The organism is Bradyrhizobium sp. USDA 4503 (genome assembly GCF_054055815.1).
Map to the genome: position 1 here is coordinate 1,265,426 of NZ_JBSRXS010000001.1, position 13,686 is coordinate 1,279,111.

General features: G+C 64.9%; 14 protein-coding genes. 10 read left to right on the top strand and 4 right to left on the bottom strand.

Annotation, left to right across the window (positions count from 1 at the left end; all coding sequences use genetic code 11):
• Positions 1–96: 96 nt before the first annotated feature.
• The 3 genes from serS (at position 97) to surE (ending at position 3,326) form a co-directional block, all read left to right on the top strand.
• On the top strand, positions 97–1,428 hold the full coding sequence (gene serS, locus ACVMIH_RS06055; protein WP_057018535.1) for a serine--tRNA ligase: 1,332 nt from the start codon (positions 97–99) through the stop codon (positions 1,426–1,428).
• Between the two features lie 16 nt (positions 1,429–1,444).
• A complete protein-coding gene (locus tag ACVMIH_RS06060) occupies positions 1,445–2,479 on the top strand; it encodes a hypothetical protein (protein ID WP_156436339.1) in 1,035 nt (344 codons plus the stop codon).
• Positions 2,480–2,558: 79 nt separating this feature from the next.
• Positions 2,559–3,326 (top strand): 5'/3'-nucleotidase SurE, encoded by a 768-nt coding sequence (surE, locus tag ACVMIH_RS06065; RefSeq protein WP_028332131.1) that lies wholly within the window; start codon positions 2,559–2,561, stop codon positions 3,324–3,326.
• Positions 3,327–3,434: 108 nt separating this feature from the next.
• On the opposite strand, the gene ACVMIH_RS06070 is transcribed toward surE, so the two are convergent.
• Positions 3,435–3,812: a response regulator gene (locus tag ACVMIH_RS06070; protein WP_026192734.1), complete on the bottom strand. Its 378-nt coding sequence runs from the start codon at positions 3,810–3,812 to the stop codon at positions 3,435–3,437.
• A gap of 536 nt (positions 3,813–4,348) precedes the next feature.
• On the opposite strand from ACVMIH_RS06070, the gene ACVMIH_RS06075 reads away from it, so the two are divergent.
• Together ACVMIH_RS06075 and ACVMIH_RS06080 are read left to right on the top strand one after the other, a co-directional pair.
• Entirely contained in the window at positions 4,349–5,005 is a 657-nt protein-coding gene (locus tag ACVMIH_RS06075) for a protein-L-isoaspartate(D-aspartate) O-methyltransferase (protein WP_057018533.1), read from the top strand.
• Between the two features lie 110 nt (positions 5,006–5,115).
• Positions 5,116–6,507: a LysM peptidoglycan-binding domain-containing M23 family metallopeptidase gene (locus ACVMIH_RS06080; protein ID WP_057018532.1), complete on the top strand. Its 1,392-nt coding sequence runs from the start codon at positions 5,116–5,118 to the stop codon at positions 6,505–6,507.
• 240 nt (positions 6,508–6,747) lie between these two features.
• On the opposite strand, the gene ACVMIH_RS06085 is transcribed toward ACVMIH_RS06080, so the two are convergent.
• Entirely contained in the window at positions 6,748–7,731 is a 984-nt protein-coding gene (locus ACVMIH_RS06085; RefSeq protein WP_057018531.1) for an ATP-binding protein, read from the bottom strand.
• A gap of 190 nt (positions 7,732–7,921) precedes the next feature.
• Between ACVMIH_RS06085 and yajC the strand changes: the two genes are divergently transcribed.
• The 5 genes from yajC to ACVMIH_RS06110 are packed head-to-tail and all read left to right on the top strand — an operon-like array spanning position 7,922 to position 12,214.
• Positions 7,922–8,278 (top strand): preprotein translocase subunit YajC, encoded by a 357-nt coding sequence (yajC, locus tag ACVMIH_RS06090; RefSeq protein ID WP_026192737.1) that lies wholly within the window; start codon positions 7,922–7,924, stop codon positions 8,276–8,278.
• 39 nt (positions 8,279–8,317) lie between these two features.
• Entirely contained in the window at positions 8,318–9,919 is a 1,602-nt protein-coding gene (secD, locus tag ACVMIH_RS06095) for a protein translocase subunit SecD (RefSeq protein ID WP_057018530.1), read from the top strand.
• A gap of 10 nt (positions 9,920–9,929) precedes the next feature.
• Entirely contained in the window at positions 9,930–10,964 is a 1,035-nt protein-coding gene (gene secF, locus ACVMIH_RS06100) for a protein translocase subunit SecF (RefSeq protein WP_057018529.1), read from the top strand.
• A gap of 6 nt (positions 10,965–10,970) precedes the next feature.
• Positions 10,971–11,354, top strand: coding sequence for an Mth938-like domain-containing protein (locus ACVMIH_RS06105; protein ID WP_018271534.1), 384 nt, complete (start codon positions 10,971–10,973; stop codon positions 11,352–11,354).
• The gene (locus tag ACVMIH_RS06110; RefSeq protein WP_456856164.1) at positions 11,351–12,214 is read left to right on the top strand and encodes a phytoene/squalene synthase family protein; all 864 of its coding nucleotides are present in this window, start codon (positions 11,351–11,353) and stop codon (positions 12,212–12,214) included. The genes ACVMIH_RS06105 and ACVMIH_RS06110 overlap by 4 nt, the downstream gene beginning before the upstream one ends.
• Here ACVMIH_RS06110 and ACVMIH_RS06115 read toward each other — a convergent pair.
• Both ACVMIH_RS06115 and ACVMIH_RS06120 read right to left on the bottom strand, forming a co-directional pair.
• Positions 12,211–12,495, bottom strand: a complete 285-nt coding sequence (locus ACVMIH_RS06115; RefSeq protein WP_057018527.1) for a DUF1488 family protein — start codon at positions 12,493–12,495, stop codon at positions 12,211–12,213. The genes ACVMIH_RS06110 and ACVMIH_RS06115 overlap by 4 nt on opposite strands.
• 86 nt (positions 12,496–12,581) lie before the next feature.
• On the bottom strand, positions 12,582–13,685 hold the full coding sequence (locus tag ACVMIH_RS06120) for a serine/threonine protein kinase (RefSeq protein ID WP_456856162.1): 1,104 nt from the start codon (positions 13,683–13,685) through the stop codon (positions 12,582–12,584).
• Position 13,686: the final 1 nt, after the last annotated feature.

Genomic DNA, 13,686 nt, shown 5'->3' on the forward strand with positions numbered 1-13,686 from the left:
CTTTCGCTGACGATGACGGTCGTGGTAGTGGAACTGCAAACCGTAGTTTGCCAACGCAATGTTGGTTGCTTACGCATAGCCTGCCAGGACTGACTTATGCACGACATCAAAGCGATCCGCGACAACCCGACAGCCTTCGACGCCGGCCTGAAGCGCCGCGGGTTAGAGGCCCTGTCGCCGTCGCTGCTGGCGATTGACGAGAAGCGGCGGGCGGCGATCCTGGCGTCGGAGCAGGCCCAGGCGCGGCGCAATGCGGCCTCGAAGGAGATCGGCGAGGCCAAGAAGGCAAAGGACGAGGCGCGCGCGGCCAAGCTGATGGCTGAAGTTGGCGAGCTGAAGACCACGATGCCAGAACTCGAGGCGGCGGCGAAGACGGCCGATGAACAGCTGACCAAAGAGCTGTCGTCGATTCCGAACCTGCCGCTCGACGAGGTGCCCGACGGTACCGACGAGCACGGCAACGTCCAGCACCATGTGTACGGCAAGACGCGCGACTACGGCTTTGCGCCGAAGCTGCATGACGATCTCGGCACCGCGCTCGGCTTTATGGATTTCGAGGCGGCGGCGAAACTGTCCGGCGCACGTTTCGTCGTGCTGAAGAAGGGGCTGGCGCGGCTCGAGCGCGCGATTGGGCAATTCATGCTCGACCTGCACACCGGCGAGCATGGCTATACCGAGATCAATCCGCCGCTGCTGGTGCGCGACGCCGTGATGTTCGGCACGGGACAGCTACCGAAATTCGAGGACGACCAGTTCTGGGCGATCAAGGGCGAATTGCTCGCGTCGCCGAATGCCGATCTGCGCAGCGAGCGCCTCGGCCTGATCCCGACCGCCGAGGTCTCGCTGACCAACCTCGCGCGCGAATCCATCCTCGACGAGAAGGAGCTGCCGATGCGGCTCACCGCGCTGACGCCGTGCTTCCGTGCCGAAGCTGGCGCGGCGGGACGCGATACGCGCGGCATGATCCGCCAGCACCAGTTCACAAAGGTGGAGCTGGTGTCGATCACGACGCCGGAAGCCAGCAAGGATGAGCTGGAGCGCATGCTGTCCTGCGCCGAGCAGGTGCTGCAAAAGCTCGACCTGCATTATCGCGTGATGACGCTGTGCGCCGGCGACATGGGCTTCTCCGCGCAGAAGACCTACGACATCGAGGTGTGGATGCCGGGGCAGGGCGACGGCGGCGCCTATCGCGAGATTTCGAGCTGCTCGGTGTGCGGCGATTTCCAGGCCCGCCGCATGGACGCGCGCTATCGCGCCCCCGACGGCAAGCCGCGTTTCGTGCATACGCTGAACGGTTCCGGCACGGCGGTCGGGCGCGCCTTGATCGCCGTCATGGAGACCTACCAGCAGCAGGATGGTTCGATCGCGGTGCCCGATGTGCTGCAGCCCTATATGGGCGGGCTCAAGGTCATCGAGCACGGCATGTGAGGCGAGGGCCAGTGTGATGCCGCTGCACCGTGACATCCACTGGCTAGGTCGACAATGGGCCGTCACGGGCCACGGTCTGCAGCTGATCAATCAGAAGCAGATGGGCTATTACGACATCGAAGCCGCGCGCCTGTGGGACACGCGCGCGACCGAGGTGCAATCGAAGGCCTGGATCGACCGGCCCGACTTCGACAAGGCGCTGGAGATCGCGCGCGGCAAGTTCGCCCAGATGGCACCGGCCGATTTGGCGCCACCTGCACCGATTGCGTCGCCGCCACCGCCGGTCCGGGCGACGCCGCCGGCGGCACCGCGCGCTCCGCTTGACGCGACATCGGTGCCCTCGATCGAGGAGCTGCTGGCCAGGCTGAAATCGAAATCGGCTGCGACGGCGCCGGTCGCAAAACCGGGCGAAGCGCTCGCTCCGGTGCCGCCCAAGCCCGAACCGCTCGGGGTTGAGCCTCGGAAGGTCGAGCCGGCGAGGTCCGAGCTCCCCCAAGCGGCTTCGGTCGCCCCCGAAGCGTCCAGGGCTGAGTCTCGCGCGTTACAAGCTCCGAAGGCTGAGTCGCTCACGACCGCGCCGGCCAAGGCCGATCCCATCACGGCCGATGCCATCAAGTCCGAGCTCCCCACATCGGAGCTTCCGAAGCCTCCCAAGTCTGAGCCTCGCCAAACCGCACCAATTGCTCTTGAGCCGGCCAGGCCGGAAGCTCGGAGGGTTGAGCCGCCCAAGGTTGAAGCTCTCAAATCTGAAGCTCCCAAGGTTGAAGCAAAGCCTGAACCTGCCAAGCCTGAACCTGCCAAGCCCGAGCCTCCAAGGTCAGAAGCTGTCGCGTCCCGGGGGCTCGGGGCCGAACTGCGTCAGACCCCACGGGTCAAAGTGCCGGAGGCGCCGCGGCCAACGCCCGTGATCGCGGTTGTTCGGCGGCCGGCCAGAGCATCCTGGCCGGTGTTCGAGCGCAAGATCGCCGGCAGCGCGCGATTTGTCCGTCCATGGCGCGTGACGTCGGCACGATGGCGCGGGCCATCGCCAGGTTTGCCTCCGCGGCCCTAGCCGGTTAAGACGGCAGTCAACTCAAGAAGCCGCAGCGTAAGATACCCGCGCCGCATCGGAACAAAAGGCACTTTGACGGATGCGAATTCTCTGCACCAATGATGACGGCATCCATGCTCCAGGCCTGCAGGTCGTCGAGCAGATCGCACGCGCGTTGTCCGACGACGTCTGGATCGTTGCCCCCGAGCTCGATCAGTCCGGCGTCTCGCATTCGCTGTCGCTCAACGATCCGCTGCGTCTGCGCGAGGTCAGCCCGCGTCACTTCGCGGTGCGCGGCACGCCGACCGATTGCGTCATCATGGGCGCGCGCCACATTCTCGGAGACAAGCTGCCCGATCTCGTGCTGAGCGGCGTCAACAAGGGCCGCAACGTCGCCGAGGACGTGGTCTATTCCGGCACCATCGCCGGCGCGCTCGAAGGCACCATTCTGGGCTTTCCGTCATTCGCGCTGTCGCAGGAATTCTCGATTGAGACGCGCAATGCGCCGCTGTGGGACACCGCGCTGAAATTCGGGCCCGACATCATCCGCAAGGTGATCGGCGCCGGCGTCCCCAGGAACACCGTGATCAACGTCAACTTCCCGTCCTGCATGCCCGATGACGTCAAGGGCATCCGGATCACGCGGCAGGGCAAGCGCAATCAGGGGTTCCTGAAGATCGATCGCCGTCACGACGGACGCGGCAATCCGTATTTCTGGATCGGCTTCGAGCGCGCGGCGATGATGGATGCGCCGGCCGAAGGCACCGATCTCGCCGCGCTTGCGGCGCGCTACGTCTCGGTCACACCGCTGCGGCTCGACCGCACCGATGAAGCATTTTCGGAAACGCTGATTGATACGCTGAAGTAATCCTCGGGGAATCTGTAGCCCGGATGGAGCGAAGCGAAATCCGGAACCCGTATTGTGAAGTCCCCGGATTACGCTTCGCTCCATCCGGGCTACGCGCGCAACTTGCGGCTAGACCGGCGCGCCCTTCATCGCGCTGGAGATCACCTGGGCCAGCGTTTCCAGCTGGAAGGGCTTTTGCAGCGCCGGACGGTCGCGATACTCCGGAGGCAGGCCGGACGAGCCATAGCCGGTCGCGAAGATGAAGGGGCGGTTGCGGGCGTTGATCAGTTCGGCGACCGGGGTGATCACCTTGCCATTGACGTTGACGTCGAGGATCGCGAGGTCGAATTCGGTCGATTGCGCAAGCTTGACCGCTTCGCCGATCTCGCCGGCCTCGGCCGCAACGCTATGGCCGAGTTCCTCCAGCATATCGGCGACCATCATCCGGATCATGACCTCGTCCTCTACGAGGAAAACTGAACAGCCCGCCGGCCGTATCGCTGTCATGATGGAATCCTTGCCCTTCCCTGAATCAGGCTCGCAAATAACATTACAGCGCGCAATGCAAACGTTCGGGAATTGGTCCTTTTCCGGCGCGCCACAGCGTTTTCCGCATCGCGCTGGCGGGCTTTGCTGCGCAAGATTTGCCCAACAGCCAACGAGGTGTGTTGGCCCTACGAGCGCCCTGATCTGCGCCACCCAGACGTTAACTGCGCATCGCCGCCAATTATATGTGAGGGGGCCGGGCCGGCGCCAATGCCAAATCTGGCGATGGTTCCTGGCCGGGAACAAAACGCGACGGGAAATTTTTCCTTAACGCGGTATTTCGGATTTCAATGGCATCTAGTGTCCCGAATCCGAAGTTCGCATCATTTGCCGCACCTTCGGAGCGAACTTCGGATTCGATAAGGACACTAGCAAACTTATGATTCTAGTGTGCTTTATGAATGCGAAGTTCGTGAAAGTGGCTGCCGCGAAATCGCACGAACTTCGCATTCAGCACACTAGAGGGCAAGATTCCGCGCTGCCGCCCAGAGACGCTGATGAACATGGCCGTGAACCCCGATCCGACCGAGAAAATGATGTTTCAGCTGACCCTGCGGCGGCGTGGGGTGAGCGATCAGGCGGTGCTGCGTACGATGGAGGAGGTGCCGCGCGAGGTCTTCGTCGATCCGCGCGATCGTAACGAGGCCTATCGCGACAGCGCGCTTGCGATCGCCTGTGGGCAGACCATCAGCCAGCCTTTCGTCGTGGCCTACATGACCGAGCAGTTGAAACTGCAGAAGGACCATCGCGTGCTCGAAATCGGCACCGGCTCGGGCTATCAGGCGGCCGTGCTGTCCCGGTTGTGCAAGCAGGTGCTGACCATCGAGCGCTACCGGACGCTGGCCGACGGCGCCCGCAAGCGCCTCGAAAAGCTGGGTTATTACAATATCGAGGTGCTGCTCGGGGACGGCTTCGACGTTCCGGCCGGGGCAGGCGACTTCGACCGCATCATCGTCACCGCGGCGATGGAGCAGATCCCGGAGAAGCTCTTGGAGCGGCTCGAACCCGGCGGCATCCTGATCGCCCCGGTCGGGCCGCATCAGGGTATCCAGACCCTCGTCCGCGTGGTGCGGACCGAGAACCGCTTCGACCGCAAGGAATTGGTCGACGTCCGCTTTGTGCCGGCGTTGCCGGGAATCGCGCGCGAATTGTAAATTTGGCGATTTGCTGCTTGGCACCAACGCCTTATTCGCAGGGTTAAGCGGTTATTTACTCGGTACGTGTTTACTCAAAACAGTCTTTTGTTGCGTACGAGTGAGTAACCATGTCTGGGGTTGTTGAGTTGCTTCGCTCGCGTCGCGTACCGCAGGTTGCGGTGCTGACGCTGATGTCCATGGCTTTTGCCGGTTGCAGCGCCGATATGTCGTCGCGCTTCTCGCAAAACTCCTACTCGCAAAATCCGTTTGCGTTTGATCCGCAGCCGACCGGCACCGTGCAGCAGGCGCCGCCGCCGCGCGAGTTGCCGCAATACGCGCGGCCGCGAACGCAACCGCAGTATTCGCAATACCAGTCACAGCCGCTGCCGCCGCCGGTCGCAGCGGCGCCGCAGTCCTATCCGGTCGCCAATGGCAATGCCGGCGTCTCCGGAGGAGGGCGCGGGGTCTCGTCCTACACGCCGCCGCCCGTGCGTCCGCAGATCGAATCCACCGGCACCGTTCCGCATTCGGTCGCCGCAGCCCCTGCCGGGCACAACGGCACCACCATCATCGTCGGCACCAGCGATACGCTGGAAGTGCTGGCACGCCGCTACAACGTCTCGACCGCCGAGATCCTGCGCGCCAACGGCTACAAGGGACCGCGCGCGCTGTCGCCTGGCCAGCAGCTGGTCATTCCGCGCCCGACGGCGACGGCCGCGGCGCCAGCAATGGCCGCACCGGCCGCGCGCCCTGTCGCCGTGGCAGCCGCGCCCGCCGGCGTCCACTATGTCAATCGCGGCGACACGCTGCACAGCATCGCGCGTCAGCACCACATCCCGGTGGCCGAGCTCGCCCGCGCCAACAACCTCGACCAGTCGGCCCGGCTGAGCCTCGGCATGAAGCTCGTGGTGCCCGGCGCCAAGACGGCGATGGCGGCACCCGCGACCGTTGCGCAACCTGTTGCCGCCGCGCCGGTTGCTGCCGTGGCTCCGGCGCCGGCGGTCGCAGCCCCGAAGGTCGTTGCAACCGCGCTGCCGCAGCAGAGCGCGCGGCTGGTCCAGCCGACCGCCACCGTCGAGCAGCCGGCGGCTGCCGCCGAAGCGCCCGTCGTCACCAAGTCGAGCGAGGCAACCGGCGCGTTGCCGACCTTCCGCTGGCCGGTGCGCGGCAAGGTCATCACCGCCTACGGCTCGAAGACCAACGGCAAGGTCAATGACGGCATCAACGTCGCGGTGCCCGAGGGCACGCCGGTGAAAGCGGCCGAAGACGGCGTCGTCGCCTATTCGGGCAATGAGCTGAAGGGCTACGGCAATCTCGTGCTGGTCCGCCATTCCAACGGCTACGTCACCGCCTACGCCCATGCGAGCGAAATCCTGGTGAAGCGCGGCGATACCATCAAGCGCGGTCAGGTGATTGCCAAGTCGGGCCAGAGCGGCGAGGCGGGCTCGCCGCAGCTCCACTTCGAGATCCGCAAGGGATCGTCGCCGGTCGATCCGCTCCAGTTCCTCAACGGCGCGTAAGCTACGCGTCGGGACTTCAAGGGACTTCCAAGTCTCACAAAAAAGACAGCGGGGGTGGCGCAAGCCTCCCCCGCTTTGTTTTGACGATTGCTCCGACGATTACTTGCCGCTCAGCCGCGTAGCCCGGATGGAGCGAAGCGAAATCCGGGAGCTCACCCGCGGAGTGCACGATCCCGGATTGCGCTGCGCTCCATCCGGGCTACACAGGCGATGACGGGAGAGCTATGCCTCCCATCCCTGTTAATTGCCACTAAGCCGCACACCGAGCCGGCCTGCGAGCTCCTGCGTGTACTGCCAGGCGACGCGGCCCGAGCGCGAGCCACGGGTGGTCGACCATTCGAGCGCCTCGCGCTCGAGTTCGTCCTCGGCGATCTTGATGCCATAATGGTCGCAATAGCCCTTCACCATCGCGAGGTATTCGTCCTGGCTGCAGCGATGGAAGCCGAGCCAGAGGCCGAAGCGGTCCGACAGCGACACCTTTTCCTCGACCGCTTCGCCGGGATTGATCGCGGTCGAGCGTTCGTTCTCGATCATCTCGCGCGCCAGCAGATGCCGCCGGTTCGAGGTCGCATAGAGGATGACGTTGTCGGGGCGCCCCTCGATGCCGCCTTCCAGCACGGCCTTCAGCGACTTGTATGAGGCATCGTTGCCGTCGAACGAGAGGTCGTCGCAGAACACGATGAAGCGGAAGGAGGAGCTGCGCAGCAGCTCCATCAGGCCGGGCAGGCTCTCGATGTCCTCGCGGTGGATCTCGATCAGCTTCAGCCGGTCGGCCGGCTTGCGGTCGAGATTGATGCTGGCATGGGTGGCCTTGACCAGCGACGACTTGCCCATGCCGCGGGCGCCCCAGAGCAGCGCATTGTTGGCGGGCAGGCCGTCGGCGAAGCGCTCGGTGTTCTCCATCAGGATATCGCGCATCCGGTCGACGCCCTTGAGCAGGCCGATCTCGACGCGGCTGACGCGCGGCACCGGGGCGAGGCGCCCGTCCGGATGCCAGACAAAGGCGTCCGCGGCGCCGAAGCTCTCGGCCGGATCGAGGGCCGGAGAGGCGTCCGCGAGGCGGCTGGCGATGACTTCCAGGGCGTTCGCGATCCGCTCGGCCGCGGCGCCGTCGAGCGCCGTTACCGGGCGTTTTGTCGCGGCGTTTTCAGCGCGCTTGGCGGCAGCCTTGGGGGTGGTTTTGCGGGTTGTTTTACTGGTGGTTTTCTTGGCTTTTTTCGGCATTTGTCCAGTTCCTGACGGCGCAGCCTTATCGGGCTGGCGGCGGTCCCGCAAGCGCCCTAAATGAAGGTCCGTTAACGTTGCAATTGGGACCGCGGCCGCTATAGTCCGCGCGAATTTGTCCGGACCGCCATACCGCCCCGAATCCGAGGGCGCTGCCGGTTCTTTCCCGTCTTATCCGAGGATCGTCCGAATGCTGATTACTCCTGCGTTTGCCCAGGCTGGAGCGACTGGTGACACCAACAGCATGTTGATGTCGCTGCTGCCATTCGCGCTGATCTTCGTCATCATGTACTTCCTGATTCTGCGCCCGCAGCAGAAGAAAGTGCGCGACCATGCGGACCTCGTGAAGAACATCCGCCGCGGCGACACCGTGGTGACCTCGGGCGGCCTCGTCGGCAAGGTGACAAAGGTGGTCGACGACGACCAGATCGAGTTCGAGATTTCGGACGGCGTTCGCGTGCGCCAGATGCGCCAGATGATCTCGGGTGTGCGTACCAAGGGTGAGCCGGCGAAGGGCGACGCCAAGGACGAGGCGTCCGCGAGCTGATTGCCGCGGCGCCTTTTTGGAATCTGACGGGTCAACTCGATGTTGTATTTCACGCGGTGGCGAGCGCTGGGGATTATCCTGACAGCGCTGGTGGTCTGCCTGTGCGCCGTGCCCAATTTCTTCCCCGAAGCGCAGGTGAAGACCTGGCCGGCCTGGGCGCAGCGGCGCCTGGTCCTCGGCCTCGACTTGCAGGGCGGCTCCTATCTGCTGCTCGAAGTCGACTCCAACTACGTGAAGAAGGAGAAGCTCGACCAGATCCGCGACGATGTCCGGAAGGTGCTTCGTGAAGCCAAGATCGGCTACACCGGCCTCAACACGCGCAACGACGCGGTGGAAGTCCGCATCTCCAGGGAAGGCGACCAGGCGACGGCGCTATCGAAGCTCCGCGAGCTGTCGCAGCCGCTCGGCGGCCTGCTCGGCTCCAGCGGCCAGCGCAGCCTCGAGGTTGCCGACGCCGGCGGCGGCCTGATCCGCCTGACGGTCCCGCAGGCCGCGATCACCGAGCGCATCCGGCAGACCATCGAGCAATCGATCCAGATCGTCGAACGGCGCGTCAACGAGCTCGGCACGGTCGAGCCGGTGATCCAGCGTCAGGGCACCGACCGCATCCTGGTCCAGGTGCCGGGCCTGCAGGATCCGACCCGCCTGAAGGAGCTGCTCGGCAAGACCGCCAAGATGGAATTCCGCATGGTCGACAGCTCGGTGTCGCCGGACCAGGCCCAGCAGGGCCGCCTGCCACCGGACTCCGAGCTCTTGATGAGCGCGTCACCGCCGCCGGTTCCGTATGTCGTCAAGAAACAGGTTCTGGTTTCCGGAGGCGAGCTCTCCGATGCCCAGCCCGGCTTTGACCAGCGCACCGGCGAGGCGATCGTCAGCTTCAAGTTCAATACGTCGGGAGCGCGCAAATTTGCGCAGGCGACCGCCGAAAACGTCGGCCAGCCGTTTGCGATCGTGCTCGACAACAAGGTGATCTCGGCACCCGTGATCCGTGAACCGATCACCGGCGGACAGGGCCAGATCTCCGGCAGCTTCACCGTGCAGTCGGCCAACGATCTGGCGATCCTGATGCGTGCCGGCGCGCTGCCGGCGCCGTTGACCGTGATCGAAGAGCGTACCGTCGGTCCCGGCCTCGGGCAGGACTCGATCGAGAAGGGCGAGCTCGCGGCCTATGTCGGCTCGATCCTGGTCATCGTGTTCATGCTGATCACCTATCGGCTGTTCGGCGTGTTCGCCAACATCGCGGTGGCGATCAACGTCGCCATGATCTTCGGACTGCTGTCGCTGCTCAACGCCACGCTGACGTTGCCGGGCATCGCCGGCATCGTGCTCACCGTCGGCATCGCGGTCGACTCCAACGTGCTGATCTACGAGCGCATCCGCGAGGAACTGCGCGGCGGCCGCAACGCGATCTCGGCGATCGACGCCGGCTTCAAGCGGGCATTGGCGACCATCCTCGACTCCAACATCACCACCTTCATCGCCGCCGCCGTGCTGTTCTACATCGGCACCGGACCGGTCCGCGGCTTTGCCGTGACGCTCGGCATCGGCATCATCACCACGGTGTTCACCGCCTTTACCCTGACGCGCCTGATCGTCGCCGGCTGGGTGCGGTGGAAGCGGCCGCAAACCGTGCCGATCTGAGAGGCCTGTTGTGACTCATACCGTTCTCATTGGCCTTGGCATCCTGATCGCCGTGTTGACCGTGGTCGCGGCGCTCGGCCTGCTGCCGCCGCTGCGCATCGTGCCGGACGACACGCATTTCGATTTCACCCGCTTTCGCCGCATCAGCTTCCCGATCTCGGCGCTGCTCTCGATCCTTGCCATCACGCTGTTCTTCACCCACGGCCTGAATTTCGGCATCGACTTCAAGGGCGGCACGCTGCTGGAGGTGCAGGCGAAATCCGGCACCGCCGACATCGCCGCGATGCGCACCACCTTGAACGGTCTTGGCCTCGGCGAGGTGCAGCTGCAGCAGTTCGGCGGTCCGGCGGAAGTCCTGATCCGCGTCGCCGAGCAGCCCGGCGGCGACAAGGCGCAGCAGGATGCGGTGACGAAAGTGCGCGGCGCGCTCGGCGAATCCGTCGACTACCGTCGCGTCGAGGTGGTGGGACCGCGCGTCTCCGGCGAACTGCTGGCCTACGGCATGATCGGCCTGATGTTCGCGATCATGGGCATCCTGATCTACCTTTGGTTCCGGTTCGAATGGCAGTTCGCGCTCGGCGCCATGATCGCCAACGTCCACGACATCGTGCTCACGATCGGCTTCATGTCGATCACCCAGGTCGATTTCGACCTCACCAGCATCGCGGCGCTGCTGACGATTCTCGGTTATTCGCTCAACGATACCGTTGTCATCTACGACCGTATCCGCGAGATGCTGCGGCGCTACAAGAAGATGCCGATGCCGCAGCTGCTGAACGAATCGATCAATTCGACGCTGTCGCGCTCGATCATCACCCACGTCACCGTGACGCTGGCTTTGCTCGCGCTGCTGCTGTTCGGCGGCCAGGCGATCCACAGCTTCACCGCGGTCATGATGTTCGGCGTGGTGCTGGTCGGCACCTACACATCGATCTTTATCGCGGCGCCGATTCTGATCTATCTCGGTGTTCACACCACGCGGGGTGGAGACGCGGTGCAGGACGCGCCGGCCAAGAAGCCGGACACGGCGGCAGCCAAGAAGTAGCTGGTCATGAGCAACTCCTCGGACGCTCCCCATCTTCCGAGGTCGGCGCCGATCGAGGCCTACGGCAAGGGCGGCTTCGCGTTTGCCGATATGTCGCACCGCGGCTCGCTCTTGTGCCTGCCTGACTCGATCTGGGCCTGGCCGGTCACCAGGCCGCAGGAGATCGACGAATACTCGCTGCAAAAGGTGTTCGCGGCCGCCAATGCGATCGACACGCTGATCGTCGGCACCGGCACCGACGTCTGGGTCCCGCCAAAGGGCCTGCGCGAGGCTCTGCGGGCCGTGCGGGTGGTGCTCGATCCGATGCAGACGGGACCTGCGATCCGCACCTACAACATCATGCTGGGCGAGCGGCGTCGCGTCGCGGCGGCGCTGATCGCGGTGCCATGAGCGCGACGGAGGCGCCGAAGGACGGCGCGGCCTTCTGCGCCGATCTGGTGCGGAGCCATGACTTCGTGCGCTACGCGTCGACCTTGTTCCTGCCGGGTCCGGAACGGCGCGCGATGCTTGCGATCTACGCCTTCAATATCGAGGTCTCGCGCGTGCACGAGCAGGTCAGCCAGCCGCTGCCCGGCGAGATGCGGCTGCAATGGTGGACCGACATGCTGGCCGGTGCGGGCCATGGCGGCGTCGAGGGCAATCCGGTCGCGGCAGAACTGCTGCACACGATCCGAAATCACCGTCTGCCGGTCTCGCCATTCTCGCAGCTGGTCGAGGAGCACCAGTTCGATCTCTACAACGACCCGATGCCGTCGCTGGCCGCGCTCGAGGGCTATCTCGACGCCACGGCCTCAGTGCTGTTCTCGCAGGCTACGCGCGTGGTGGCGCGACCGTCGGAGGCGATTGATCACCTAGCCCGTCATGCGGGTCTTGCCCAGGGCATGGCGCAGGTCATCGCTTCGTTCGGACGCGACGCCGCACGGCATCAGCTGTTTCTGCCGTTACAGCTGCTGCAGCAGCACGGCGGCAGCAAGGAGGAGGTGTTTGCCGGCAAGGTGACGCCGAACATCCGTGCCGCGATCGATCAGCTTGCGGACGAGGCCCAGGGCCATCTCAAGACCTCGTTCGGGCTGCTTGCGGATGTCCCGTCGGGCGTGAGGCCGATCTTCCTGCCGCTCGCCCATGTCAGGCGCGAGCTGAACCGGGCGAGGAGGGACGACTACGACCCGTTCCTGCCGAAGCCGGTTTCGCGCCTGCGCACGCTCTGGACGTTGTGGCGAGCCGCGCGCACGGAGGAGTTCGGTCGCTAGCTTTGCTCCTTCGAGATGTGCTTGGTGAAGATCCGGATCGTTCTGCCCTTGACCATCGGGCCGCTGTCATAGATGTCGGATGCGATCTGTTCGACCGCGTCGCGCAGCGCAACGAACTGGGCTTGCCGCGCCATGCTCGCCGTTCCACGCGTGCCGGCCAACTCGTCCAGTGCGGCGTCGCTGATCTGGCATTCGATTTCCTGGTCGCCGTTCATCATGGTGAATCCGAACGCCAGTCGTTCGGAATCGTATCCCCCGATCCGGCCACGGGTGAGTGGCATTAAACTTGTCCCTCGACGCGCTACCCCTCGCAAAGAGTGAAGCTTCGCGCCGCGTTTGTCGAGGGCCACGCGCCGAGAAGCGCGCTCTAACCTGCCGGCCGGTCCATCTCGGCGACTTCAAAATTGAAGCGGTCGCGCAAATTCTTGCGTTGCTCGAGGATATCCTTGAGGAACTCGCGATCGGCGTCGCTGCGCATCATCGGTTCGATCAGGTCGATCTGGTTCATGGCGACGAGCTGCAGGATTTCGGTGCGCGGCTTGCCGGCGGCATCGCGCGGCAGCGCATGCACGACCTGGATGTGTTCGGGCGGCTTGACGCCCCCGGCTGCGGTAAGCTCGTTGCGCAGCGTCTTTTCCAGCGCGGACTGGTCCGCCTCGACGAAGGCGTAGAGTCCGACGCCGACGCGCCGGTCGGCAAAGGCGACGATCGCGGTGTCGCGCACCTGCGGATTCTTGCGGATCAGATCGATCAATACCGGGGCGTCGTTGACCAGCCTCCGGCCGCCGCCTTCGCGGTCGGTGAAATTGAAGATGCCGCGCGTGATCGCCTGATAGACCTTCTTGCCGGTCTTGAGCCAGATGCTGGCGACCGCGGACTTCTTTGCGAGCACCTTGCGCTCTTTCGGCGTCAACGCCTCCGGCGCGTAGCTGCGCTTGTGCTTCAACAGATGCCGCAGATCCTCATAGGCGGCGATGCGGAACAGTCGGCTGCGGGTCTTGAAGCAGGCGGCAAGCTGGAAGTCGGTGAGGTAGGCGCGGCCATCGCGGCCGACCAGCCAGTTCTGCTCCTTGGCGAGATCGTTGTGGCAGATGCCGGCGCGATGCAGCTTGCGCAACGCGGCCTTGGCCGAACGAAAATAGGCGACGTCGCCGTGCGGCTTCGCCAGATGCAGCGCCGCGCCGTCGATGAAGCCACGGACCAGCGCGCGACGGCCGGCCCACAACAGCTTCGGCCCGACGTCGAGGCCGCGCGCCAAGGTCAGCGCGCGGCGCTCGCGGGAGAACAGATGCAGCGCCAGGGCGAACGACCAGAACGGCACCTGATCGAGCCGGCGCAGCACGCCGTCGACCTCGCCGTCATCGGCGCGGAAGCGGCCGCGCTCGACGGTCGAGAACACGTCGCGCTTGAGCAGCACGCCCTGGCTCCACCGCACCGACAGGGTGGCGTCATCGTCTTTCGGCAAGCTCATG

Excerpts from the sequence above, each read along its gene's own strand:
- ACVMIH_RS06110 (WP_456856164.1), top strand. The coding sequence starts at position 11,351 with ATGAGCGCGACGGAGGCGCCGAAGGACGGCGCGGCCTTCTGCGCCGAT.
- ACVMIH_RS06115 (WP_057018527.1), bottom strand. The coding sequence starts at position 12,495 with ATGCCACTCACCCGTGGCCGGATCGGGGGATACGATTCCGAACGACTG.
- ACVMIH_RS06120 (WP_456856162.1), bottom strand. The coding sequence starts at position 13,685 with ATGAGCTTGCCGAAAGACGATGACGCCACCCTGTCGGTGCGGTGGAGC.
- yajC (WP_026192737.1), top strand. The coding sequence starts at position 7,922 with ATGCTGATTACTCCTGCGTTTGCCCAGGCTGGAGCGACTGGTGACACC.
- ACVMIH_RS06060 (WP_156436339.1), top strand. The coding sequence starts at position 1,445 with ATGCCGCTGCACCGTGACATCCACTGGCTAGGTCGACAATGGGCCGTC.
- ACVMIH_RS06080 (WP_057018532.1), top strand. The coding sequence starts at position 5,116 with ATGTCTGGGGTTGTTGAGTTGCTTCGCTCGCGTCGCGTACCGCAGGTT.
- ACVMIH_RS06070 (WP_026192734.1), bottom strand. The coding sequence starts at position 3,812 with ATGACAGCGATACGGCCGGCGGGCTGTTCAGTTTTCCTCGTAGAGGAC.
- ACVMIH_RS06105 (WP_018271534.1), top strand. The coding sequence starts at position 10,971 with ATGAGCAACTCCTCGGACGCTCCCCATCTTCCGAGGTCGGCGCCGATC.
- secD (WP_057018530.1), top strand. The coding sequence starts at position 8,318 with ATGTTGTATTTCACGCGGTGGCGAGCGCTGGGGATTATCCTGACAGCG.
- ACVMIH_RS06075 (WP_057018533.1), top strand. The coding sequence starts at position 4,349 with ATGAACATGGCCGTGAACCCCGATCCGACCGAGAAAATGATGTTTCAG.
- surE (WP_028332131.1), top strand. The coding sequence starts at position 2,559 with ATGCGAATTCTCTGCACCAATGATGACGGCATCCATGCTCCAGGCCTG.
- ACVMIH_RS06085 (WP_057018531.1), bottom strand. The coding sequence starts at position 7,731 with ATGCCGAAAAAAGCCAAGAAAACCACCAGTAAAACAACCCGCAAAACC.
- serS (WP_057018535.1), top strand. The coding sequence starts at position 97 with ATGCACGACATCAAAGCGATCCGCGACAACCCGACAGCCTTCGACGCC.